This is a genomic window from Zhenpiania hominis (assembly GCF_014333425.1).
GTDB lineage: Bacteria > Bacillota > Clostridia > Peptostreptococcales > Anaerovoracaceae > Hominibacterium > Hominibacterium hominis.
On the sequence record NZ_JACRYT010000024.1, the window covers coordinates 25996 to 50219 of the forward strand.

Annotated in this window: 20 protein-coding genes and 1 tRNA gene; 17 read left to right on the forward strand and 4 right to left on the reverse strand. The window is 48.7% G+C overall.

The window, feature by feature from the left end:
* Positions 1 to 5 precede the first annotated feature (5 nt).
* The 7 genes from H9L42_RS14530 (at position 6) to H9L42_RS14560 (ending at position 7252) form a co-directional block, all read left to right on the forward strand.
* Positions 6 to 680 carry a response regulator transcription factor gene (locus tag H9L42_RS14530; RefSeq protein ID WP_465270669.1) on the forward strand — a complete coding sequence of 225 codons (675 nt, stop codon included), beginning with the start codon at positions 6 to 8 and terminating at the stop codon, positions 678 to 680.
* A gap of 24 nt (positions 681 to 704) precedes the next feature.
* Complete coding sequence (locus H9L42_RS14535; protein ID WP_187304134.1) at positions 705 to 1730, forward strand: sensor histidine kinase; 1026 nt, start codon at positions 705 to 707, stop codon at positions 1728 to 1730.
* Between the two features lie 80 nt (positions 1731 to 1810).
* Complete coding sequence (locus H9L42_RS14540; protein ID WP_187304135.1) at positions 1811 to 2479, forward strand: ABC transporter ATP-binding protein; 669 nt, start codon at positions 1811 to 1813, stop codon at positions 2477 to 2479.
* A 9-nt stretch (positions 2480 to 2488) separates the two neighbouring features.
* Positions 2489 to 4879, forward strand: a complete 2391-nt coding sequence (locus H9L42_RS14545) for an ABC transporter permease (RefSeq protein WP_187304136.1) — start codon at positions 2489 to 2491, stop codon at positions 4877 to 4879.
* 431 nt (positions 4880 to 5310) lie between these two features.
* Positions 5311 to 5386: transfer RNA gene (locus tag H9L42_RS14550), tRNA-Arg, on the forward strand.
* A gap of 637 nt (positions 5387 to 6023) precedes the next feature.
* Complete coding sequence (gene tsaA / locus H9L42_RS14555; RefSeq protein WP_187304137.1) at positions 6024 to 6713, forward strand: tRNA (N6-threonylcarbamoyladenosine(37)-N6)-methyltransferase TrmO; 690 nt, start codon at positions 6024 to 6026, stop codon at positions 6711 to 6713.
* A gap of 95 nt (positions 6714 to 6808) precedes the next feature.
* Positions 6809 to 7252 carry a BRcat domain-containing protein gene (locus tag H9L42_RS14560; RefSeq protein ID WP_187304138.1) on the forward strand — a complete coding sequence of 148 codons (444 nt, stop codon included), beginning with the start codon at positions 6809 to 6811 and terminating at the stop codon, positions 7250 to 7252.
* Here H9L42_RS14560 and H9L42_RS14565 read toward each other — a convergent pair.
* The gene (locus H9L42_RS14565; protein WP_187304139.1) at positions 7243 to 7887 is read right to left on the reverse strand and encodes a Crp/Fnr family transcriptional regulator; all 645 of its coding nucleotides are present in this window, start codon (positions 7885 to 7887) and stop codon (positions 7243 to 7245) included. The two genes, H9L42_RS14560 and H9L42_RS14565, sit on opposite strands and share 10 nt — an antisense overlap.
* Positions 7888 to 8020: 133 nt before the next feature.
* Between H9L42_RS14565 and H9L42_RS14570 the strand changes: the two genes are divergently transcribed.
* The 4 genes from H9L42_RS14570 to H9L42_RS14585 all read left to right on the forward strand — a co-directional run bounded on the left by H9L42_RS14570 (position 8021) and on the right by H9L42_RS14585 (position 12665).
* Positions 8021 to 8503 (forward strand): pyridoxamine 5'-phosphate oxidase family protein, encoded by a 483-nt coding sequence (locus H9L42_RS14570; protein ID WP_187304140.1) that lies wholly within the window; start codon positions 8021 to 8023, stop codon positions 8501 to 8503.
* Between the two features lie 107 nt (positions 8504 to 8610).
* Positions 8611 to 10170, forward strand: a complete 1560-nt coding sequence (hcp, locus tag H9L42_RS14575; protein WP_187304141.1) for a hydroxylamine reductase — start codon at positions 8611 to 8613, stop codon at positions 10168 to 10170.
* Positions 10171 to 10293: 123 nt separating this feature from the next.
* The gene (locus tag H9L42_RS14580; RefSeq protein ID WP_187304142.1) at positions 10294 to 11772 is read left to right on the forward strand and encodes a YfcC family protein; all 1479 of its coding nucleotides are present in this window, start codon (positions 10294 to 10296) and stop codon (positions 11770 to 11772) included.
* Positions 11773 to 11774: 2 nt separating this feature from the next.
* Entirely contained in the window at positions 11775 to 12665 is an 891-nt protein-coding gene (locus tag H9L42_RS14585; RefSeq protein WP_187304143.1) for a DUF2971 domain-containing protein, read from the forward strand.
* Here the strand turns inward: H9L42_RS14585 and H9L42_RS14590 are convergent, their stop codons facing one another.
* From H9L42_RS14590 to H9L42_RS14600, 3 genes are read right to left on the reverse strand one after another with little or no spacing between them, the layout of a single operon-like run.
* Positions 12666 to 15728, reverse strand: a complete 3063-nt coding sequence (locus H9L42_RS14590) for an FtsX-like permease family protein (RefSeq protein WP_187304144.1) — start codon at positions 15726 to 15728, stop codon at positions 12666 to 12668.
* Positions 15729 to 15732: 4 nt separating this feature from the next.
* Positions 15733 to 16434: an ABC transporter ATP-binding protein gene (locus H9L42_RS14595; RefSeq protein WP_187304145.1), complete on the reverse strand. Its 702-nt coding sequence runs from the start codon at positions 16432 to 16434 to the stop codon at positions 15733 to 15735.
* A complete protein-coding gene (locus tag H9L42_RS14600; protein WP_187304146.1) occupies positions 16431 to 16868 on the reverse strand; it encodes a MarR family winged helix-turn-helix transcriptional regulator in 438 nt (145 codons plus the stop codon). Before H9L42_RS14600 ends, H9L42_RS14595 begins: the two co-directional genes overlap by 4 nt.
* A gap of 200 nt (positions 16869 to 17068) precedes the next feature.
* Here H9L42_RS14600 and H9L42_RS14605 point away from each other — a divergent pair, with 200 nt between their 5' ends.
* The 6 genes from H9L42_RS14605 (at position 17069) to H9L42_RS14630 (ending at position 23851) form a co-directional block, all read left to right on the forward strand.
* Positions 17069 to 18103, forward strand: a complete 1035-nt coding sequence (locus H9L42_RS14605; RefSeq protein ID WP_187304147.1) for an Rpn family recombination-promoting nuclease/putative transposase — start codon at positions 17069 to 17071, stop codon at positions 18101 to 18103.
* A 148-nt stretch (positions 18104 to 18251) separates the two neighbouring features.
* Positions 18252 to 19094, forward strand: a complete 843-nt coding sequence (locus tag H9L42_RS14610) for an AAA family ATPase (protein WP_187304148.1) — start codon at positions 18252 to 18254, stop codon at positions 19092 to 19094.
* Position 19095: 1 nt separating this feature from the next.
* On the forward strand, positions 19096 to 20289 hold the full coding sequence (locus H9L42_RS14615; protein ID WP_187304149.1) for a VWA domain-containing protein: 1194 nt from the start codon (positions 19096 to 19098) through the stop codon (positions 20287 to 20289).
* Positions 20290 to 20372: 83 nt separating this feature from the next.
* The gene (locus H9L42_RS14620) at positions 20373 to 21737 is read left to right on the forward strand and encodes a sigma-54 interaction domain-containing protein (protein ID WP_187304150.1); all 1365 of its coding nucleotides are present in this window, start codon (positions 20373 to 20375) and stop codon (positions 21735 to 21737) included.
* A 266-nt stretch (positions 21738 to 22003) separates the two neighbouring features.
* Positions 22004 to 23620 (forward strand): amidohydrolase, encoded by a 1617-nt coding sequence (locus H9L42_RS14625; protein WP_187304151.1) that lies wholly within the window; start codon positions 22004 to 22006, stop codon positions 23618 to 23620.
* Between the two features lie 18 nt (positions 23621 to 23638).
* Positions 23639 to 23851, forward strand: coding sequence for a DUF6485 family protein (locus tag H9L42_RS14630; RefSeq protein WP_187304152.1), 213 nt, complete (start codon positions 23639 to 23641; stop codon positions 23849 to 23851).
* Positions 23852 to 24224: the final 373 nt, after the last annotated feature.

The following is a 24224-nucleotide window of genomic DNA, read 5'->3' on the forward strand; positions in this document are numbered from 1 at the left end:
CGCTGGTGAACAAAATCCTGATTATCGAAGACGACAAAAATCTCAATGAAGGAATTTCCATGACACTGGAAGGCCCGGAAACGCGGACCATTCGGGCGGAAACCGTGGCGCAGGCCAAAGAAGCGCTAAAAACCGAACCTCCGGATCTGATTCTGCTGGATGTGAATCTGCCGGACGGGAATGGTTTTGATTTTTGCCGGGAGATCCGGCAGGGCTCGGATGTGCCCATTATTTTTCTGACAGCCAACGATATGGAGCTGGATGTGGTAAGAGGACTGGAAATGGGAGGCGATGACTACATTACCAAGCCATTTAGCCTCATGATTTTGCGGGCCAGAGTCAATTCCGTCCTCCGGCGCAGGAAGGGTGATGGAGGCGCGGAAGAAGGCGAAAACCGCTTTTGCTTTGACGATCTGGTGCTGGATTTTGATCAGATGTCCTTCACAAAAGGCGGAAAGCCTGTTTCCCTCAGCAGGACGGAGCAAAAGCTTCTGAAAATCCTTACCGTCAACAGCGGACAGACGCTGTCGAAGGAAACGCTGCTTACGCGGGTATGGGAAACCGAATTCGTGGATGACCACGCTCTTCCGGTGACCATTAAAAGGCTGAGGGACAAGCTGGGAACCCATCGGATTAAAAGTATTTACGGGATCGGATATACCTGGAAAAACAATGGATAGCATTGAGACAAAGGAGGAAGCGGCATGGAAAAAAAGGCCATCAGCAACGGATGGTTTTACCGTCTGTACGCAGTCTGCGGCGGGTGTTTTCTTTTGCTTTGCGGCGCGGCTGTCCTATCCTGCTTCATGGATTTTTATATTCGTCTGGTGGTTCCGGCCGCGCTGGCCGGGATGGCGATAGTCCTGATTCTTTTTGTGTTCTCCGTCAAAAAGGGGGTACTCGCCATTTTCGGAGAATGTAACGCTTATCTGGATGACGCCATAGAGGGAAACCTGCGGCCGCCGAAGGACGAGGAAACGGAACTGGCGCTGTTTGAGGTGAAGCTTTCCCGCTTTGTCCATCTGCGGCAAAAGGCTTTTCAGGATGCCAACGCGCAGAAGGCGCAGATTGAGGCTCTTCTTTCCGATATTTCCCATCAGACCAAAACGCCAATTGCCAATATTCTGTTATACAGCCAGCTTCTCAGAGAAAAGTCCGGAGAAAACCGTGAAATTGTGGAACGGCTGGTACAGCAGTCGGAAAAGCTGAAATTTTTAATTCAGACTCTGGTGGAAATGTCGCGTCTGGAAAACGGAATGATAAAGTGCGTGCCCCGGCAGGAAAACGTAAGGGAGTTTTGTATACAGGTAATAGGCGATTTTTATGAAAAAGCCCAGGAAAAGAACCTGGACGTCCGCCTGGAATGTCAAAACGAGGTCACCGCTTTTTTTGATCCCAGATGGATGAGGGAAGCGGCCGGAAATATTCTGGACAATGCCATCAAATACACGCCGGAGGGCGGCAGGATTCAGCTTACCGTAACGCCGTACCAGCTTTTCGTATGCCTGGAAGTCGCGGACAGCGGAATGGGAATCCGGGAAGAAGAGATCCCCAGGATTTTCGGGCGGTTTTACAGGGGAAGGGAAACTGCTTCCGCCGAAGGTCTGGGAATCGGCCTTTATCTGGCCAGGGAAATGGTGACGGCGCAGAAGGGATATATCAAAGTCCTTTCCCGGCCGGGAGAAGGCAGCCGGTTTCAAATCTTTCTTCCCGCCAAAGGGGAAAAATAACAAAACTGTGATTTTTCCGAGAGAATCTGGAGATTTTTATCCTTTATGATAAAGCCATAATCGAAAAGGAGGAATCGGGAATGTTAGTACTGAAAACCGAAAACTTGAAAAAATATTATGGCAAAGGAGAAAATCTGGTAAAGGCCTTAGACGGCGTGGATCTGGAAATCGAGCAGGGCGAGTTCGCGGCGGTAGTCGGAACCTCGGGAAGCGGAAAAAGCACTCTGCTTCATATGATGGGAGGCCTTGACCGGGCTACAGAAGGGCGCGTAATTGTCGGAGGCAAAGACCTGTTTTCCATGAAGGAGGAAGCGCTGACGATTTTCCGCAGAAGGCACATCGGATTTGTCTTTCAGAATTACAATCTGGTGCCGATTTTAAATGTATATGAGAATATTATTCTGCCCATCGAGCTGGACGGACATCATGCCGAAAAAGGGTGGGTGGATCAGATTATGGAACGCCTGGGGCTTTCGGAAAAGAAATATCAGATGCCCAATCAGCTTTCCGGCGGACAGCAGCAGAGAGTCGCTATCGCCCGGGCGCTGGCCACAAAACCCGCATTGGTATTAGCCGATGAACCGACGGGAAATCTGGACAGCGCCACCAGCCAGGATGTGATCAGCCTGATGAAAACCACCAGCCGGGAATTTAATCAGACTATGGTTATGATCACCCACAATGAGGAAATCGCCCAGACCGCGGATCGGATTATCCGTATTGAAGACGGAAAAATCGTGAGAAGGTAGGTGGCGGACATGTATGAGACACAGAACAAACGGGTGATCGGCCACCTGGCAAAGGCGGATCTGAAATCGAAAAAAATGGGAAATCTCTTCATTGCCATTACGATTATTCTGGCTGCCAGCCTGCTGATGGTAATGGGACTGTTCAGCGGATCGGTCAAACTGGATATGCAGCGCAAGCTCGTCAGCGCCCAGGACGTGATTTACCAGAATGTAAACAAAGAACAGATTGGTAATCTGCGGCAGGACAGCCGGATTTCCTATATGACGCTGGACAAACTGGGGCAGCAGATGGAGGTAGATGATTATATTATCTGGCAGGTTTACTATGACGGAAGCTCGGAGACCATCAAAACGATGGAGCTGGTGGAGGGAAAGCTGCCGCAGCAGGAAAAGGAAGTCGTGGTATCAAAAGCCTATATAGAGAAACTGGGAAAAGAGGCGAAAGTCGGGATGAAAATTTCCGTACCTCTCTTGTCCGGGGAAACGGAAGAATATGTAGTTTCCGGCTTTATAAAAGCGGTTAAAAATTCTAATCTATACCCAATCGTACATTCTAAAGCTTACGCGGAAACGGGATCTGCGCTCAAAGATATTCGTTATGATGCTCTCGCGAAAATCGATGGTTCGACGGGAATGAGCCAGGCGGAATTTCTGGATACGGTTCGAGATATTGGAGAGCAGGCAGGAGTGCCGCGGGCTCAGGTGAATGAGAATAACAATTTCCTAGAAACCCTGCCGGAGGGGAAATTTACAGGGAATACCCTGACCATGGCGATTATCGGCGTGATCATTTTAGCTGCCGCGGTTATGGTAATCTACAGCATCTTTTACATCTCTATTTCCGGAAAGACCAGAGAATACGGACAGCTCCGCACGCTGGGCATGACCCGAAAACAGATACGGAAATTCGTGCGGCGGGAAGGTATGATCCTGGCGGCAAGGGCGGTTCCCGCGGGAATCGTTCTGGGAGGGATTGTGTCATTTCTGATCCGGCCGGGCGGTTTTTCTTTCACCCGGGCGGCGGTTATGGCAGTGGTCGCTTTCGCCGTGATTCTGCTGACGATTCTGATTTCCGTTATGAAACCGGCAAAGATGGCGGCCTCCGTATCGCCTGTGGAAGCGGTACGATACTCGACTTACACAGGGGAAAGCGGACAGAAAAAGACCGCAAGGCTGCAGAGAAAGATTACGCCCTTTTCTCTGGCGCGGATGAATACGGCGCGAAACCGCAAGAAAACGTTTATCACGATGCTGTCCCTTGGGATAGGGGGCGTGCTGTTCATCGGTGTAATGACTTACGCGGCTTCGGTTGATTCGGATCAATACGTGCGCACGGGACAGTTCCAGCTGGGAGAGTTCACTGTCTCTTTATCGGGAAACGCTACACAGACGGCAAGACATGGCGCGGCGGAAGTGCAGCTTGATAATCCTCTGACCCGGGAGGTGGAGGATGAAATGATGGAAATTCCGGGAGTAAAACAGATTCATAAAATCAGGAGCGCCTATGTTTCTTACGACTATAAAGACCAGGCCAGACAGGAGGATATGGTCACTCCTTTTACAAAATCAGAGTTTTCCGAGCTAAAAGAGTGTCTGACAGAAGGCGCTCTGGATTACCGGGAGCTTCTTTCCGGGAATCAGATTGTGATACGGGCAAATGATCAGGTGGAAGAGATTTACGGATGGAGATTCCAGCCGGGGGATAAAGTTACGATTCATTATTATGACGGAGAAGAATTTTTCAAGACTTATGAAATCGCGGGCGCTGTAAAAGGATTTAAGGACGGACTGACAAACGGATGGTTCTTGCTGCCTCAGCAGGTCCTGACGGAAACGCTTCCCGGCGTGGATCTGACGGACACTTTTGTGGTGGAGACCCGGGAAGGGCAGAGAGACAAGGTGGAAGAGCCTCTGGGAGAGATTGTGGACGCTCACCCGCAGTTGTCCATGTCGACCTTAAGACAGCAGGAAGCCCAGTCGAGAGACATGTGGAACCAGACGATTCTGATCCTGGTATCCATTGTACTGTTTATCATTTGCTTTAGTATGATCAATCTGGTGAACACGCTGATCAGTAATTTTATGTCTCAGAAAACCGAGCTTGCCATGCTCCAGTCCATCGGTATGAGCGGAAAGCAGATACAAAAAATGATTATTGGGGAAGGCCTGATTCTGGCGGTGGGGAATATCTTTATCTCCATTCTGTTTGGGTCCCTGGCAGGATACGGCGTCTGTCGCCTGATGGAAAACCTGGGCGCCAGCTACATGGATTATCAATTCCCTCTAATGTATTGTCTGATTTACGCGGCGGTGGTTCTTCTGGTGCCGTGCGTCATTGCCTTCTTTATGATACGCAGATTCCGAAAGGAAAGTCTGATGGAACGGCTGCGGGAAGTATAGAGTTACTCGGAGCCGTGGTTTTAAGGCCGGGCGGGAAAGCGGGCGGGCGAACATTTCGTTTATATCGCTATAGTTGTTCGCGCGGAAGGGGCAGGATGTCCCGCTGGGGGCAAACATGATGCGGTTTTCACAGCATATGGTTGCCCGCTTTCTCTAAATCCCAGGAATTTTACGAATAAACGTGAAGAAATTCAGCCTTTCGGGCGAACAACACTTCGGATTGTGGCGGAATGTTCGCCCGAAAGGCCCGTCACCTGCGGCTATGGGCAACCAAGCTGCCTGTTTCGGAGAAAATGTTTGCCCGAAGGACTTCTGACCAGTAAAAATAAAAAATAAAAAAGTCGTATTTGAAAAATTTTAGTGTACATTTGCTTCGTTTTTGTGTATAATAGTTTACAGTTGCGGTGAATGAAACCCGCAGTCTTTGATTTGCTCCCGTAGCTCAGGGGATAGAGCGTCGGTTTCCGAAGCCGTGCGCCGGGCGTTCGAATCGCCCCGGGAGCACCATGTAAAAACCCGCTGAAACGCAGTGATTCAAGCGTTCGGCGGGTTTTGTATTTTTGAATGATTTGTATTCGCCCGATCTAAATGGGTCTATTTGGGTGGCAAGGTGTTGCAGTTCATGTTGCGTAACGTTTCCTAAATACTTACAGTTTTCAGGTAGGGCTTTCTGTTTGACATTTAAAGCATATTTGCTATAATATACTTAACAAGACAGCCGACGAGTAACCACGCCTTACCCGTCTCGGTAATTAGTCAAAATAAAAATAGTCGTTCGATTCTTTACCAGAGAGCTGAACGGCTATTTTTTATGCGTAAAATCAAGTATGGATATAATGAGTAGCGCCACGGTGAGCAATACCATAAACTCCTGATATGTACTCATAAAATCACCCCCTCCCGCAAGACCTCGGGTCAGGTGAAAGCGCGTTCAGTCGACTGCCTTGGTAAATATATTCAGTTGTAAGGGGGCTCCATTCTCCCTTTATTTCATAATTTTAGTACGAAAAAGAGAATCATTCAACATCAAAATACGAAAGAACGCATACATGAGAAGGTAGCCACATGAATTCAAAAGCGGCCATTGACACAAAATTCTCCCTGCGATATAGTAAAACAAAAACAGGTCAGGAGAACAACGTATATGATACATGAAATAACGCCCATCGCCCATATTCACACGGAATTTTCGTCAAAATTCGGAATACCCCGGCAGAGCGGGCTGGTGGAGGAATTAAAGGGAACCATTATTTTTGAGCCGGAGTACCGCGACCCTCAGGCATTACGGGGACTGGACGGCTTTTCCCATATCTGGCTTATCTGGCTTTTCTCCGAGTCCGTATGCCGGGAGTGGTCTCCGACGGTCCGGCCGCCACGCCTGGGAGGGAACACGAGGATGGGAGTTTTCGCGACCCGCTCTCCATTTCGCCCTAATTCGCTGGGGCTTTCTTCCGTGCGTATTGAACATGTGGAAGAAAACCATCCCAAATACGGACCGGTGATTCAGGTGGCAGGCGCGGATTTGATGGATGGGACGCCTATTTTTGACATAAAACCCTACGTGCCTCAGGCTGACAGCCATCCTCAGGCATTGGGCGGATTCAGCGCCAATGTAGCGGATTATCGCCTGCAGGTTGAGATTCCGGAAAACTGGCTGCGGCAGATCCCCGAGGAAAAACAGGAAGCGCTGAAAAAGGTGCTGGCAGAGGACCCCAGACCGGCTTATCAGAAGGAAGCGGGAAGAGTTTACGGATTTTCCTTTGCCGGCCGGGAAATCCGCTTTCAGGTAAATGGAAACGTTCTCACAGTTTGCGGAGTGGAGAAGACGTGGTAAAAGCGTTCCGCGGATATTTATGTGAAAATTTGATGAAAAATCTCAAAAGAAGAAAAAGTATGTTACAATTAAAAAAAGAGAAAGAGGGTTGAGGTATGAATAATTGGAGATACAGGTTGTTTCAATTTATGCAGGGCAGATACGGAATGGACGAATTCGGGCGGTTTCTGCTGATCGTAACCGTGATCGTCATTCTGCTTTCCAACTTCCGCCATCTGCATTTTTTATATCTGGCAGGCTTGCTGCTGCTCGTATATACGTACTTTCGGATTATGTCGAGGAACATTTTTAAAAGGCAGCGGGAAAATCAGAAATATCTGTCCATCAAGAACCGCTTCACAAGAAAGGGCGGACAGCAGTCCAATGTAAGTCCCTTCCGCCGGCGTAAAAAGAGCGGAGGATGGGGAGAAAATGATAACTCTCAATATAATTTTTACCGCTGCAGAAATTGCGGTCAGGTGATTCGGGTGCCAAAGGGCAAGGGTACGCTGAAGATCACCTGCCCGAAATGCGGGAACTCCTTCATTGATCAGACCTGATCAGGTATGTGGAGTGTAAAGCGATTCCCCTCATAAGAAATCAGACCGTCTCGGGACATATTGGACAGCTCTCTTGACAGAGCAGAGCGATCCACACAGAGATATTCAGCCATCTTAAGCCGGCCGAGAGGAACGGTAAACGTGGCAGTACCGGATGACCGAGCGCACTGAGACAGATACGTCAGAATCTTTTCGCGGAGATGAAGCTTGGAGACAACATCAATTTTTTTGATAAACTCCAAATTTTTCTCGGCGATTATTTTTACGATGTTTTCAATCATTCGGTGATGAAAGCTGCAGGCCAGACTACAGGTGTGAAAGACCCGGCTGTAGTCCATAAAGAGAATGCGGCAGTCGGACAGCGCCTGATAGGAAAGCACATAATTCTCTTTCCGCGCGCAGGCAAAGGTTTCGCCAAAGACAGCTCCGCGTTGGAGGATGCTGATGAGAGAACGGTTTCCCCAGAGATCTTCGGCCGCCATCTGCAGGCTGCCTTCTTCAATAATGCCGATCAGAGAATCCGCTTCCCGGGGATACCGAATATAGTCTCCACGGGTATACTGACGCGCATAGGCGTTGATGCATTTTAACATTGACTTTCGGTCTGTTTCCTGTATCTTATCAAAAAGATCCAAAAGAATTCACCTCCTGTAAGAATGGTGGAATATTTTTATTTTATCGGATTTGTGTTGCAGACGCAACATGCTTCTGGTGAAGAACCCGGTAGAATAGTAGTAAGAAAAATGAAATATACGGGAGGACGAAGTTATGAACAGAGAAATGTATAAAAAAGACAGACAGTTACCTGAGGAACAGGCTAGGGCAATTTTTGAAAAAGGGCATCACGGCATCCTGTCCGTAAACGGTGATGACGGATATCCCTATGGAGTACCAGTAAATTATGTGTATCTAAATGATTGCATTTATATCCATTCCGCGAAATACGGGTATAAAATTGAGGCGCTGGAAAATAATAGAAAGGTCTGCTTTACTGCAATTCTGAGCTCCGAAATTCTTCCGAGCAAATTTACAGCAGCCTTTGAAAGCGTTATCGCCTTCGGAACGGCTTCTTTTGTGGAGGATGACGCGGAAAAGCAGAAAGCTCTGGAAACCTTTGTGGACCGGTTCTCACCGGAGTTCAAAGAAAACGGGAGAAAGTTTATTGCCGCGGCCTTTGAGAAAACAGCGATTATAAAAATCAACGTGGAATCTATGAAAGGAAAGTCCTATCAAGAAGGAGCCTGGAAATAACAAAAAACAAAACTTAATTCCGTTGTATTTGCAACGGAATTTTTCATGAGATTTTGGTATGCTTCTCTCATCATTCAAAACGAATCAGGATATGGGAGGTAACAAATATGAATACAGAAATGTTTTGTTTTCAGTGCGAACAGACTGCGGGATGCAGCGGGTGCACAGGAAAGGCCGGCGTATGCGGCAAAAAGGCGGAAACCGCGGGACTGCAGGATCGACTGACAGGCGCGCTGATTTCACTTGCCAAGGATGAGGAACGCGCGGGAAGAGAGAAACTGCCGGAGGCTGTAGCGGAACTGATGATGCGGGGACTGTTCGCCACAGTCACAAATGTAAATTTTGACGATGCGGCTTTGGAGGATCTGATAAAGGAGATCCACGGGCAAAAAGAAACGGAAGATTACAACATGGAGGCCCTTTGGAACGGGAATGAGGATATTCGCTCTCTGAAGTCGCTGATTTTGTTCGGACTCAGGGGTATGGCGGCCTATGCGTGGCACGCGGCTGTACTGGGATATCAGGATGAAGAGGTAAACCGCTTTTTCTGCACAGGCCTTGCCGCGGTGGGGACCGAACAGACGATGGAACAGATGCTGCCGCTGGTACTGAAAACCGGTGAAGTGAATCTGAAATGCATGGAGCTTCTGGACAGGGCCAATACCGGAACCTACGGCACGCCTGAGCCAACGGAGGTGGGCATGAACGTTGAAAAAGGCCCGTTTATCGTTGTTTCCGGACACGACCTTTATATTATCAAGCGTCTGCTGGAGCAGACCGAAGGAAAAGGCGTCAATATCTACACTCACGGAGAAATGCTGCCGGCTCACGGATATCCGGAACTGAAAAAATATCCGCATCTGAAAGGAAACTTCGGGACTGCCTGGCAGAACCAGCAGAAAGAATTCGCGGGGATTCCGGCTCCGGTGCTGTTTACGACCAACTGTCTGATGCCGCCGAAGGACAGCTACAAGGACCGGATTTTCACAACGGAAGTGGTAGCCTATCCGGAGATGGTGCATATCGGAGAAGATAGAGATTTTACACCGGTTATTGAAAAAGCGCTGGAACTGGGCGGTTATAGCGAAGAGCAGGAATTCTCCGGAATCAACGGCGGAAAAATCATGACCACAGGCTTTGCCCACGGCACGGTTCTGGCTGCCGCCGATCAGGTGGTTGAGGCGGTGAAACAGGGCGCGATCCGACATTTCTTCCTGGTAGGCGGCTGCGACGGCGCGAAGCCGGGACGAAACTATTATACGGAATTTGTAAAGAAAGCGCCGCAGGATTCTGTGATTCTGACTCTGGCATGCGGAAAATACCGGTTTAACGATCTGGATCTGGGAACGATTGGCGGACTGCCGAGACTGATGGATATGGGGCAGTGCAACGACGCCTACAGTGCCATCCGCGTAGCTGTTACTCTTGCGGAAGCCTTTGACTGCGGTGTAAACGAACTGCCTCTTTCCCTGGTGCTTTCCTGGTACGAGCAGAAAGCGGTCTGCATCCTGCTGACCCTGCTGCACCTGGGAATCAAAAACATTCTCCTGGGACCAAGCCTGCCGGCCTTTGTGTCGCCGAATGTGCTGAATTTCCTGGTAGAGCATTATAACCTTCAGCCGATTGGCGATCCGCAAACCGATATTCAAAAACTTATGAACCGCTAAGAAAATAGCGCGCCAGACGGAAGAAGCTTTTTACAAAGCTTCTTCGCGGCGCGTTTTTTGAATACATAAAGCGGCTCGCTTTTGTCCAAACTAAGGAAAAACAGAAGCGAGCGAGGTTTTACTATGAAAAAATTCCGAATGCCCAGCGCATTTTCCATTTTATTTCTGATTATTATCATCATCGCGATCCTGACCTGGATCGTGCCGGCAGGTACTTACGATTATGTGGACGATACCGCCGCCTCACTGGAACCGATTCCGGGAACCTATACACAGACCGCCCAGAATCCCCAGGGACTCTGGGAAGTTCTGCGTGCTCCCATTGAAGGTTTTTTCAACGCGACGGAGATTATCGTGTTTATTCTTGTAATCGGCGGCTTTTTAGGGCTGGTTACCGATACGGGCGCCATTGACGCCGGAATCGGCTCGATTGTAAAACGGTTTTCCGGGCGGGAAACGCTGATGATTCCCATTCTGATGTGCGTGTTCGCCCTGGGTGGGACGATCTTCGGCATGTGGGAAGAAACCATCGCTTTCTATATCCTGGTGATTCCGGTTTTCGTAGCGGCGGGCTTTGATTCCATTACCGGATTCGCGGTAATCTGCCTGGGAGCGGGAGTGGGATGCCTCGGCTCCACCATAAATCCCTTTGCCACAGGCATTGCGTCCGGATTTGCCGGGATCTCCATTGGAGAAGGAATCGTGCTGCGGGTCATGATTCTGGCAGCCTGCCTGCTGCTGGCCATCTGGTATGTTATGTCTTACGCCAAAAAAGTCAAGGCGGATCCGTCCAAATCTCTGGTCTACAATATGAAAGAGAGTAACGAAGCCCATTTTCTGTCTCAGAAGGGAACTTCCGTGGAAGGTCTGAGCACAAAGCAGAAAGCGATTTTATGGATTTTCGGTCTTAGCTTTTTCATCATGGTTCTGGGCGTGATACCGTGGGCGGATAAATTCGGGATTACGATTTTTGAGGATTTTAATAACTGGATTCTGGGAATCCCGGGGCTGGGAACGGTTTTGGGAAAGATTACGCCGCTGGGTTCCTGGTGGTTCGGAGATATTACGATTCTGTTCCTGATTGCGTCGTTTCTGTGCGGGCTGATCTGGAGATGGAAAGAGCTGAAGTTCATCGAACTGTTTTTAAACGGAGCAAAGGATCTGCTGGGCGTGGCGCTGATTATCGGTATTACGCGGGGAATCGCGGTTGTGATGAACGATGGAGGCATGACGGCGACGGTGCTGCATCTGGGTGAGGAATCCCTTAAATCTATGGGTTCTCTTGCCTTCGCGGATCTGTCCTATCTGTTTTTCCTTCTGCTGTCCTTTTTGGTACCTTCGACTTCGGGGCTGGCGGCTCTGTCCATGCCGATTATGGCTCCCATCGCGGAATTTGCGGGAGTGGGAAGGGAGCTGGTCGTTACTGCCTTTGCCGGCGCCAGCGGAGTGGTAAATCTGATTACCCCCACAAGCGGCGTGCTCATGGGAGCGTTGGCCATCGCCAGGGTTTCCTATGGCGTTTACTTGAAATGGGTCTGGAAGTTCGTACTGATGCTGTTTGTTCTGGTTCTGGTGATCCTCAGCGCCGCCGCGATACTGTGAGTATGAAAACTCTGCCGGGGACGATTTATCACTATACCTCCGCGGACGGGCTGCATGGAATTCTGTCTTCCGGTATTTTATATTTTACGGACAGCCTGTTCCTCAATGACCGGAGCGAACGTAAGAATTTTTACCGGATTCTGCGTGAATGTCTGAAAGGATGGGATTCGCCATTAAGCAGGGAACTGGCGGAACGGTATTTTGGCAGGCAGGGATATGTTCTCCGCAGTCTGGGGGAGCCCGATCCTTCGGACAGAACGGCTTCCCGCTACTTTGTCCTCTCCTGCTCAGAGGAACAGGACAGCCTGCCCATGTGGAACTATTACACCCACAGCCTTCATGCCGCCGGTTACAACCTTCATTTTGACACCCGGCGCCTGATCGAGGTGCTGAACGCACAGCCCGTTGCTTCCGCGCTGACGGGAGGCGAGAAGATTCTGTGCAGAAGGATTGTGTATGAGAATGAGCGGAAAGCAGAGGAAATACGGAGCATGCTGCGCGTTTTTTCCGACCGATGGAACTGCCGGGAAAATCCCGAGGAGAGGGAAAACCTGCTTTACGCGCTGGAACGCTGTTTTGAGAAAATGAGCCTGTTTTACAAAGAGCGGGCTTTTTCCCATGAGAAAGAGATCCGGCTTGTGATCCCTTCCGGCAACGAGCAGATTCAGCGCTCTCCGCAGGAAAAAGGGGCGCCTTACCAGTTTCGGAAAGTCCGGGGGATTCAGGTGCCTTTTCTGGCCCTGGAGGTCCTGGACAAGGGAACGGTTATTACCGGGGTGACCGCGGGGCCGGCGCTGGACAAGGAGATGGCAGTCCGGGGCGCGGCCTATATGCTCCATCATTATGGATTTCCCAAAACCTGCAGGGTTTCCTCCGTTCCTCTGCGCTACTGACTAATCCACTGCTTTCATCGATTCGACCATCTGGATTCTGCGGAGTTTAAACAGCATCAGAATGTCTACCAGAGCGGAGAAGACAAGGGTGAGGACTGCCGCCAGCAGGTAGCTTTGCCAGGAAATTTCTCTGCCCATCATAAAATCCACCGATTCTGCTGTAAGAATAACATAGCGGTGCAGAACCCATCCGGCGATGAGCCCCGCCAGAGTTCCGAGAATCGAGAGGATCCCGATTTCACGGAAAATGTAGATCGCCACTTCCCGATGATGATACCCCAGAACACGCAGCGTCGCAAGCTCCCGGCTTCGTTCGTTAATATTGATGTTGGTGAGATTGTAGAGAACCACAACCGCCAGCGCTCCGGCGCACAGGATCAGCACATAAACGATCAGATTAATGCTGGACAGCATGGATTCATAACTTTCTTCCTCCTGAGAGGTAAAGGACACAGAGGAAACATAGCTGCTCTCATGAAGCTGCTCGCTTGCCTGATCCTGAGCCGCTTTCCCCTGGATCCCGCTGTGCAGGAGGTATCCGTTATAGTCAAACTCCCCAAACGCGTCCGCGTACAGCTGCGGCGCGATATAAAGATAGCATCCGATATAGTTTTCCGTAATCCCGGTAAGGGTAAACTCTCGCGACTGATCGTCCGCGTTCATCAGGGTAAAGGAATCCCCCACCGACAGTTCCAGATCTTCGGCCATCTTTTCCGTCATAATGACCGAGTCTTTCGAGAATGCAATGGCATCGCCGGACTTCCGCTCACGGAGGTTGATAAAGTCCGAAAAGGTTTCGGTATCCTGCGGAATACAGATTGTCGTGCTGACGCTGTTTCCGCCCGCCGAAGCTTCTCCCGTCATATCATAGACCTTTGCAAAGGTTTTTCCATCGAGAAACTCGCTTAAAACAGAGTCGGTTTTGTCTTCGGAAAGTTCGATCTGCATGTCGTATTTCAGAAGTTCGGTATACTGGGCTCCCACCATGCGGGACATGGAATCCCGCATTCCGAATCCCGCGACCATCAGCGCCGTACAGCCCGCGATCCCGATTACCGTCATAAACAGATGCTTTTTATACCGGAAAATGTTGCGGGCAGTCGCTTTATGGGAAAAGGACAGACGCTTCCAGATGATGCCGACGCGTTCCAGAAAAATGCGTTTTCCGGCTTTCGGGGCTCTTGGAACCATAAGCAGCGCGGGTTTTTCTTTTAGCGCGCTTGCGCAGGCAAGCCAGGTGGCGCCTATCGTACAGAGGATTTCCAGACCGCAGGCTAAAAGCGCGTATTCCCAGTGGAACTGCAGGATCAGATCCGGAAGATCATACTGGGACATATAAGCCTGGTAAATGACGGTCGGAAACAGAATGAACCCGGCGGCAAGACCGATCAGGCAGCCCGCGACAGCCGCTCCGCCGCAGTAGATCAGGTATTTTGACATGATCGTGGCCTTACGGTATCCGAGCGCCTTCAAAGTTCCGATCTGAATCCGTTCCTCTTCAACCATACGCGTCATGGTGGTCAGGGAAACAAGAGCGGCGACCAGGAAAAAGAAGAGGGGAAAGACGGTAGCGATATCCGCGACTTTTTCCACGTCAACCGAATAACGGGCGTAGCTGAGATTGGAATCGCGGTCGAGAATGTACCATTCCGGTTCTTCCAGATCTTCGATTTCCTGCCGGGCTTTTTTGATTTTTCTTTCCGCTTTTTGAATCTGCGCCTCGGCTTCGGCTTTTCCCTCTTCGTATTCCACGCGGCCGCTGGCAAGTTCGGCTTCGGCTTCTTTCAGTTTTTCTTCATTTTGAGCGATCTCTTTTTCCGCGGCGTCCAGCTGCTTTTCGCTGGCCCGGATCTGATTTTGGGATTTTTTCAGAGCCTTTTCCTGCTTGGACAGTTCCTTGCTTCCCTGCTCCCAGGCGGCGAGTCCTTTATCGTATTGCTCGATCTGAACCAGCGCTTCTTCGGAAAGGGGGTACCCGGCTTCCTGCGCTTCTTTGGCCTGTTCCACGGAATCCCTGGCGGCATCCAGTTCTTTTTTGCTGGCATTCAGCTGGCGGCGGGCTTTCTTCAGTTGGGCTTTTCCCTCTTTTAACTGTTTTTTTCCGCTCTTCAGCTCTTTTTTTCCGTCGGCGAGCTGCGTTTTGGCCTTGGCCAGCTGAGCGGTTCCACTGTCCAGCTCTTTCTGCCCTTCCTCAAGCTGCGCGCGGGCGTCTTCCAGTTCCTGCCGCGCCTGTTTCTTCTCCCGGTTCAGTTCGCGCTGCGCTTTGTCCACTTCCTCGTAGGCTTCTTCCCGGATCTGTTCGTACCGGATTGGAATCCGTTCTTCGGAAAGCGTTTCCAGTTCTGTGGTTACATCTTCGATTCGCGATTCATATTCATCAGAAAACGCGTTGCCGTTATTGGTTACGGTTAAAAAGAGATCCGTGTAGGTGTCCAGAGCGTAGGCGGAACTGTCTGTATAAAAGATAACGCTGCAGGTGCCGGTTCCCACGGAAGATGGTTCTTCGGAATTGCAGAAATAGTAAGGGCTGTTTACAATACCGGTAATGGTAAAGGTTCTCTGGCGGTAGGTATCTTCCAAGTTTTCCGTGTCCTCGGAAAGGGTGATGGTATCACCGATGGACAGGTCGGTCATAGAGGAGTTGGGGTTTTCGATCACGCATTCGCCTGCCTTTTCCGGCATGCTCCCTTCCAGCAGGGTGAGCTGATTGACAGAATCTGTATCATTCAGATCCATTCCGTACATACGGGCGGATAAAAGATCGCCGTCCGGAGAGGATACAAGAACATCCGTGACCCGCGCGGGTGTGACTTTATCAACGGATGGAAGGGCTGCCGCCGCTTCCGCGTCCTCCTGTGTCAGCCCCATGGTGGATTTAATATCAAAATCCGACATGGAGGTTTTCTGATACCAGGAATCCACAGAAGCTTCCATATCGGGTGTTGTTGACAGCAGACCGGTGAGAAACCCCACGCCGAGGGCGACAATGGCGATGATGGCGGCGAAACGACCGAAACTTTGGCGGATTTCTCTTACAGTTGTACGGGCATACATTTTTTTCATGTTCTCACCATTCGATTTGTTCTACAGGCAGCGGCTCTTTATTTTCTTCGATTGAGGCGACACTTCCGTTGTGGATTCGGATCACGCGATCCGCCATCGGCGTCAGCGCCTGATTATGTGTGACAATAATAACGGTTTTATTCATCTGGCGGCAGCAGTCTTGCAGCAGCTTGAGAATTGTTTTTCCTGTCCGGTAGTCCAGCGCGCCGGTGGGTTCGTCGCAGAGCAGAATTTTCGGGTTTTTCGCAAGGGCTCTCGCGATGGCGACCCGCTGCTGCTCCCCGCCGGAAAGCTGGGCGGGAAAGTTATTCATTCGCTCTGATAACTCCACGGATTCCATTACCTGAGCCGGATCCAGAGGCTCTTTGCAGATTTCCGAAGCCAATTCCACGTTTTCCAGAGCGGTCAGGTTTTGCACCAGATTGTAAAACTGAAAGACAAAACCTACATCGTGGCGGCGGTAGTCAGTCAGCTCTTTTTCGCTCATACCGCTGACTTCACGACCGTCCAGCAGAACCAGTCCCTCGTCGCAGGAGTCCATCCCGCCCAGTATATTAAGCACTGTGGTCTTCCCCGCGCCGCTGGGACCCACGATAATGCAGAATTCACCCTGCTCAATGTGGAAGGTGACATGATCCGAGGCGGCGATGGTCTGATCGCCCATGTGATAATATTTACATACGTTTTCAAAAATTACATAACTCATTCCGCAAGTCCCTCCAGTTCTTCCGCGGCGCGTTTTACCAGCCTGTTGAGTTCTGCCGCGTCTTTTTCCCCCAGTGTCTGAATCAAAAGATCAAAGTAGGAGTCGGCGAGAGCTCTTTTTTCCTGAACATAGTGGCTCCCTGCCTTACTCAGCCTTACCCGCGTTTTCCGGCGGTCGGATTTTGAAGTTTCCGTAATAATATATCCTTTTTTCCGCAATGACGCCAGAATTGTGGTAATACGCTGCCTCGTCACATAGAGCGCGTCGCTTAAATCCGAGGGGTAAATTTCCCGCGCCCCGGCAGGATGGGCATCCAGATATAAAAGCACCCGCATTTCCCCCTGACAGAATTCCAGCAGAGGGGCAACCAGCTCCATATCGTACATTTTCTGGAGAGACTGAAGAAGCTCCAGCTTCAACTGTTGTCGATCCATGTGGAAACCTCACCTCCCTTTTGAGTGGGAAAATAATCAACACTGTTTACTATATTATAAGGCAGGTGCGCGGAAACTACAACAAGAAAAGGGAAAATTCAAAAAATAACAGATTAATTGGACGGGAGTTGACAAATGACAATAAATGTAATAAAATTACAGTAAATATTATCCAATTACAAAAGGGAGGGATTTACTGTATGGGATTACATATTCACAGAGAACCGCTGACCAGTGACATTATTTTTAAAGCCGTATTCGGCCGGGATACGCCGGGAAGCAAGCGGGCGCTGATCGCTTTGTTAAACCGGATTTTGGAAAGAAACGAAGATCCCATTGTGGCGCTGGACTATCAGAACCCTTTTTCCATCGGGGAACTGGAAGAGGAAAAAGAAATTATTATGGATATTCTGGTGGAAACCAGCCGGGGAGAGCAGATCGACATTGAAATGCAGATCAGCACCACGAAGGAACTGATGAATCGGTTTTTGTATTATCTGAGCAAACTGGTGGTACGGGGGTTGGAAAAGGGAGAAAACTATGATAAACTGAAAAAAAGTATCGTAATCGTGATTTTAAAGGATTCCTGCCTGCCGGAGAGCGAACCGGCGCACAGCTGTTTTGTGCTGAAAAATCAGAGAACGGGTTATGAGCTGAGTGAAATGGCGCAGCTGCATATTCTGGAACTGGGGAAATACAACTGGCGGGGAAAGAAGGCGGAAGAACTGAGCCCGTTGGAAGTGCTGAGCGCCTATATGAACAGCACGGGGGAGCCGGGGCAGGAAGCGTATGTGGAGAGGCTGCTGGAGACAGGAGATGAGGTGATCGCCATGGCGGATGAAGAATTGAAAAAAGTGAGCGAAGATGACCGGCTGTTCGCGTACCGGATGTCCCGTGAGATGTATAAGATGCAGGAAGCGATTCTCATGCGGGAGGTAAAGGAGGTACGGGAAGAAAAGCAGAAGGCAAAAGAACTGGGATACGCGGAGGGTCATGCGAAGGGCCATGCCGAAGGGATTATGGAAGGCCATGCCGAAGGTCTCGCGGAAGGCATTCTGGAAGGTCATGCCGAAGGTCTCGCGGAAGGTATTGCGGAGGGACGCGCAGAAGGCCTTACGGAAGGCCGCAAAGATGAAAAGCTGAATATTGCCCGAAGGCTGAAAGCGAAAAATATGCGGCTGGAAGAAATTTTGGAGATCACAGGACTTACGCTGGAAGAGATCGAAAAGATTTAGCGTCAAAAAGAAAGAACTCTTACGGGGGTTCTTTTTTTGTGGTCCGGCCGGATAAAAAAATTACCCAAAGACAGGAGAAGATGGTATAATAGTTGCATATGTGCAAAAAGGCGATGTTACAGTCTGAAGGTAGAAGGAGAGAATGTAGATGAAAAAGTTAGACGTTTTTAAAGGCAGCGACAAATATGTGGTTACCCAGGAGCTGATGAACGCGGTCAATGTATCCATTGCCCTGGAAAAGCCCCTGCTCATCAAAGGCGAACCGGGAACCGGAAAGACCATGCTGGCGGAAGCCATCGCGGACGCGCTGGACATGAAGCTGCTCATATGGGGAATCAAATCAACGACCAAGGCGCAGGAAGGGCTCTATGTGTACGATACCGTACAGAGACTTTATGACAGCCAGTTCGGAGAAGGCGATGTAGCCAACATTAAACAATATATCAAGCTGGGAAAGCTGGGAGAAGCCTTTGCTTCCGACAAACAGGTCGTGCTTCTGATCGATGAAATCGACAAGGCGGATCTGGAGTTCCCCAACGATTTGCTCTGGGAGCTGGACAAAATGGAATTCTATATTAATGAAACGAAAGAAACCATAAAGACCAAGCACAGACCAATCGTCATTATTACTTCAAACGCGGAAAAGGAACTGCCGGACGCGTTCCTGCGCCGCTGCATTTTCCATTACATCGAATTTCCGAATGCGGAAAAGATGGAGGAGATCATTAAGGTGCATTTCGGAGACATTGACCGGAAGCTGTGCCAGAAGGCGCTGGAAGCGTTTTATGAGATCCGCAATATGAAAGAAATCCAGAAAAAACCCAGCACTTCCGAGCTTTTGGATTGGCTGCAGGCTTTGATGATCAGTGGAGTGAGCGTCAACAAAATTAAGGATGAAATTCCGTTTGTGGGAGTGCTCCTGAAAAAGAACCAGGACATTGATATTATGCATGAGATCAAAGAAAAGGGCTATTCGCTCAAGAGGTGGTAATGTGTTTTTAGAATTCTTTTATCTGCTCAGGGCAAAAGGCCTTGAGGTTTCCATCAACGAATGGCTGTCCCTGATTTCCGCGCTGGATAAAGGTCTGGCGGGTTCTTCCCTTACAGGCTTTTATTATCTGTGCCGCAGCATCATTATTAAGACCGAGGCGGACTACGACAAGTTTGACGCGGTTTTCGCCGAGTACTTTCAGGGTGTGGAAACTCCGGAAGATCTGCCGGAGGAATTCTGGAAATGGCTCAGTGATGGAGAACTGGAACGGGATATCAATGACAAAGGAAACGGTGACGACTTTTTCCGGGAACTGGATGAACTGCTGCAGATGTTTCACGAGCGAATTGAGGAACAGAAGGAAAAGCATCATGGCGGAAACTACTGGATCGGAACCGGCGGAACCTCTCCTATGGGCCGGGGAGGCTACAATAAACAGGGAATCCGCGTAGGCGGACGCAGCCGGCACAAATCCGCCGTACAGATCGCGGGAGAACGGAACTTCCGGGACTTTCGCCAGGACAATATTCTGGATATCCGCCAGTTTCAGATGGCGTTCCGCAAGCTGCGCCAGTATTCTTCCCGGGTGGAAGGGGAGAGAACGGAGTTGGATATTGATCAGACCATTGATAAAACCTGTGAAAACGCAGGGCTTCTGGAGATCGTTTACGACAAGCCGAGAAAAAATACGGTAAAGGTGCTGCTGCTGATTGATTCAGACGGCTCCATGCTTCCCTACAGCCGCCTGTGCAACCAGCTCTTTCAGGCATTGCGCAAATCCAACCATTTTAAAGATCTGAAAGTATACTATTTCCACAACTGCATCTATGACAATCTGTACAATACCCCCCTGTGCAAACGGGGCGACTGGATTGAAACAAACTGGGTGCTGTCCAATCTGGACAGCGAATATAAAGTGATTTTTGTCGGAGACGCGGCTATGGCGCCTTCGGAATTATACCGGAGGGGCGGAAACTCGGTGATCGGGCTTTGGAATGACGAGCTTGGAATTGAATGGCTGAAAAAATTCAAACGCCGGTATAAAAAACAGATCTGGCTCAACCCCATTCATGAATCCGAGTGGGACTGGGCTTACGGCGCGCAGACGATCCAGGCCATCGGGGAAGTGTTCCCCATGTTTGAACTGTCTTTGGACGGACTGGAACGGGGGATCAAAAAACTGCTGGTAAAATAAGAGGAAAAGCGTCCTTTACTTTTTCCTTTCCCCGATGTACCATAAAAATAAGAAGGTTTTTCAGAAATGAGAGGGGGTGCGGCATGGATATCAGCAAAGATTATGATTTGTTTCTGGATGCTATTACCGGATTAATGGTAATTGACAAAAATGGAAATGTCGTTTATATGAATGAACAGTGCGCGGATTATATAAAAGTGGATCGGGAAAAAATTATGGGAAAATATGTGACGGACGTATTCCCTCCGTCTAATATGCAGAATCTTCTCAAGGGCCCGAATAAATTCAATACGAACTTTTATTTCTGCGACGGGAGAATGAGCGTCAGTACACAGGTGCAGCTGAGAAAGGACGGAGAGATCGTAGGCGTTCTGGAATATGACATGATCCAGGATATCGACGCGCTGGACGATTTGCTGACAAAGTACGCGGGAACCCTGAAAGATGAAATGGCCTATTTCAGGGAGCAAGTGCGGAATTTCAAAAGCACGAAATACTCCATTAACAATATCCTGGGATCTTCTCAGAAAATAAAAGATTTGAAATATCAGATTGAACTTGCGAGTACGACAAACTCCACGGTCCTGATCTGCGGAGAAACCGGGACCGGCAAGGAATTGGTAGCCCATTCCATTCATAATTTAAGCGCCAGGGCTTTTAACAGCTTTGTAAAAGTCAACGCGGCGGGAATGGCAGAATCCCTCATCGAATCAGAACTGTTCGGCTATGAGGAAGGTGCCTTTACCGGAGCGAAGAAAGGCGGAAAAAAAGGAAAATTTCAACAGGCAGATGAGGGGACTCTTTTCATTGACGAGATCAACCAGATGCCTCTGTCTCTTCAGCCAAAACTGCTGAGGGCTTTGCAGGAGGGGGAAATCGCGCCGGTGGGAAGCGAAGAAGACGTAAATGTCAACGTCCGCGTGATTGTGGCATCGAACCAGGATTTAAGGGAACTGGTCTATAAAGGCGAGTTCCGGGAAGACCTTTATTATCGGCTGAATGTATTCCCCATTAATGTTCCCGCGCTGAGAGAGCGGTTGGAAGATATTCCGGAACTGGTGGAAGCGAAGGTGCGGTCGCTGAACGGCGAGCTGGGGAAAAATATCCAGAAAGTAGATCCGGATGTGTATCGGCAGCTAATGGATTATGACTGGCCGGGAAATGTGCGGGAACTCTATAATCGTGTGGAAGTGGCGATGAATTACGCCCAGGGAGAAATCCTGCGGCCGGAGCATTTTAACTGGAGGGCGGATAACAGCAGTATTGATCTGGAAGCCCTGCAGAGGGAACAGAATCCCATCGAAGCCATTAAAAAGGAAGCAGAGCGAAAACTGATTAACGAAACTCTGATGCGGTTTGACTATAACAAGAGTAAGGCTGCCCGTTACCTGAAAATATCCAGGTCCCTTTTATACCAGAAAATGAAGCGTCTAGGGATTCATTTATAATCCGATCAGCCTAGGAATATGACAGTAAAAAAAGACAGTGTGTGTATAGGATAACATGTAAAGAAACCTGTTGAAAAAACAGAATGCATAGAATTAAAAAAAACATAGTGTGTGCGAGGACAAACACTATGTTTTTTGTTATTTGTAAGAAAAGGTTGAAAATTCAAAATTAAACTAAGTGGCATACATTTTGCTAACTATATATACAGAATAATTAGAAGATTGCATTTATTCAAAAAGGAAGTTCAGACAGAAGGAGGGTGAAAATGAAAGCTGATTTGATCATTGTAAGTGATGCTGTTTTTGACAGCATTGCGGAAGAACCCTTTCCCGGCTTTGTCGCGACAAAAGGAAATCGAATTCTTGAAGTTGGAAAGGGAATGGATTTTGAAGAATGGAAATCAGAAGAGACTATAGTGAGGAAGTTTGAAGACAAGCTGGTTATGGCCGGATTTCACGATAGCCATACCCATCTTTTGATGGCGGGAATGTTTAAAACTTATGTGAATCTGGCAGATGCTAAATCGGAAGAAGAAGCGGCTTATATGGTGAAAGAGGCAGCGGATGCAGCTCCGGACAAGGACGGATGGGTTCGGGGATTCAGCTGGTATCACGTCTTTTGGGAAAATAAGAAACTTCCTACAAAAGAATCTCTGGATCTATATTTTCCAGATCGCCCGGTGTGTCTTGTCAATGCGGAAGCGCACGGAGTATGGGCAAATAGTCGGGCATTAGAAATTGCAGGAGTTACCAGAGATACGCCGGATCCATTCGGTGGAGAGATTGCAAGAGACGAAAACGGAGAGCCGACGGGATTTTTTTACGAATCTGCCTCTGGACTGATTACAAAACATGCTTTTGTTTTTTCTCCAGAAGAAGAAAAAACAATTATCCGTGAGTATATGAAAGGCGCAGCACAGTATGGAATTACTTCGACAAATGACGTTCAGCCCTACTTCCATGGGAATATGGGAAACCTCGAAGTGTACAGCGACATGGATCAAAATAATGAGCTGACTGTTCGTATTCACGCGGCACCCGATCTTTTAGGCGATCTGGATCAAGTCGAAGAATGGAGGGAGAAATATCGCTCAGAGAAACTTCGCGTAGAACATTTAAAACAGTTTCTGGATGGAGTCAGTACAACTCATACGGCGCTGGTGTTGGAAGAATATGCGGATGCTCCCGGGAACTATGGGATCTCTTTAAATGATACCGAAGCGATTCGCAAGGCGATACCGGAAGCGCACCGCAGAGGGTTTTCTGTCAAACTGCATTCCTGCGGGGATAAATCCGCAAGAATGGGGCTGGATTACTATGAAGAGGCAATAACTCGTTACGGCAAAAACAACTGTCGACACGCTATTGAGCATGTAGAAATGCTTTCGCCGGAAGATCTTCCGCGTTTTCGGACACTGGGAATTATTCCATCTGTACAGCCGGAGCATATTGCGCTGACACAAAAATTTTCAGAGAACCCGTACCCCATTACTCTGGGGAAAGAACGTGCGGATAAAACCTGGCCGTTGAAATCTTTGTACGATACCGCGGGGGTTCTTGCGATTGGAAGTGACTGTCCAGTTGTAGACAATAACCCATTCTTGGAAATTTACAGAGGCGTAACCAGGCTTCATAACGACGGGGAACCCGAAGGAGGATGGAATCCGACGGAAAAGTTATCTGTTTATGAAGTGCTGAGAAGCTATACCTACGGTTCAGCATACGGAGTTGGAAGAGAAAAAGAACTTGGGACTTTAGAAGAAGGAAAATTTGCGGATATTGTAGTAATTGATCGCAATCTGTTTACGGTAGATCCTTCTGAAATTATTTCCGCAAACGTATTGCTGACCGTAATGGATGGATCAATTATATATGAACGATAAGATGAGAAGGAGAGAAAAATGAGTAAAGTTGAGTTTTGTCCATGTACGGACACCGGATGTCAGTTCAATCCCGCCAATCACGATCAGGGCTGCAATTTGTGCGTAGAAGACAGCCTGAAATGCGGAGAGATTCCAAAATGCTTTTTCCTGAAAGTCGTGGACAGTGTAGAAGGCTTTGAAGACTGGAGTTTTGAGCATTTCGCGAAACTGGTTCTCAACAAAAATTCGTAAAAGCTTTGTGATATGCAAAAGGGAAAGAAAAAATGATGTGAGTACAAAAAGACAGTGTGACTTTAAAATAACACTGTCTTTTTGTTTGAAAATAATGAAATTATCAAAATTTTTCTTTAAAAGTGTAAGTCTAAAAAGACACCAGCACAATTTCAAAGATCGGCAGAAACTGCGAATTTCAGACATTTTAAAAAGTTTTTAAGTTGGCATGATGTTTGCGTTTTGAATAAAGCGTTATATAAGTTTTATTGAAAAGAAAGCTAACTATATAAAAGTCAAGTGAAATATATAGATTTAGCTCAAAAAGTTACAACTTGTTACTTGATGTAATTTGAACATTGAAAAGTGAATAGTGGATAAAAAACGGCATGGC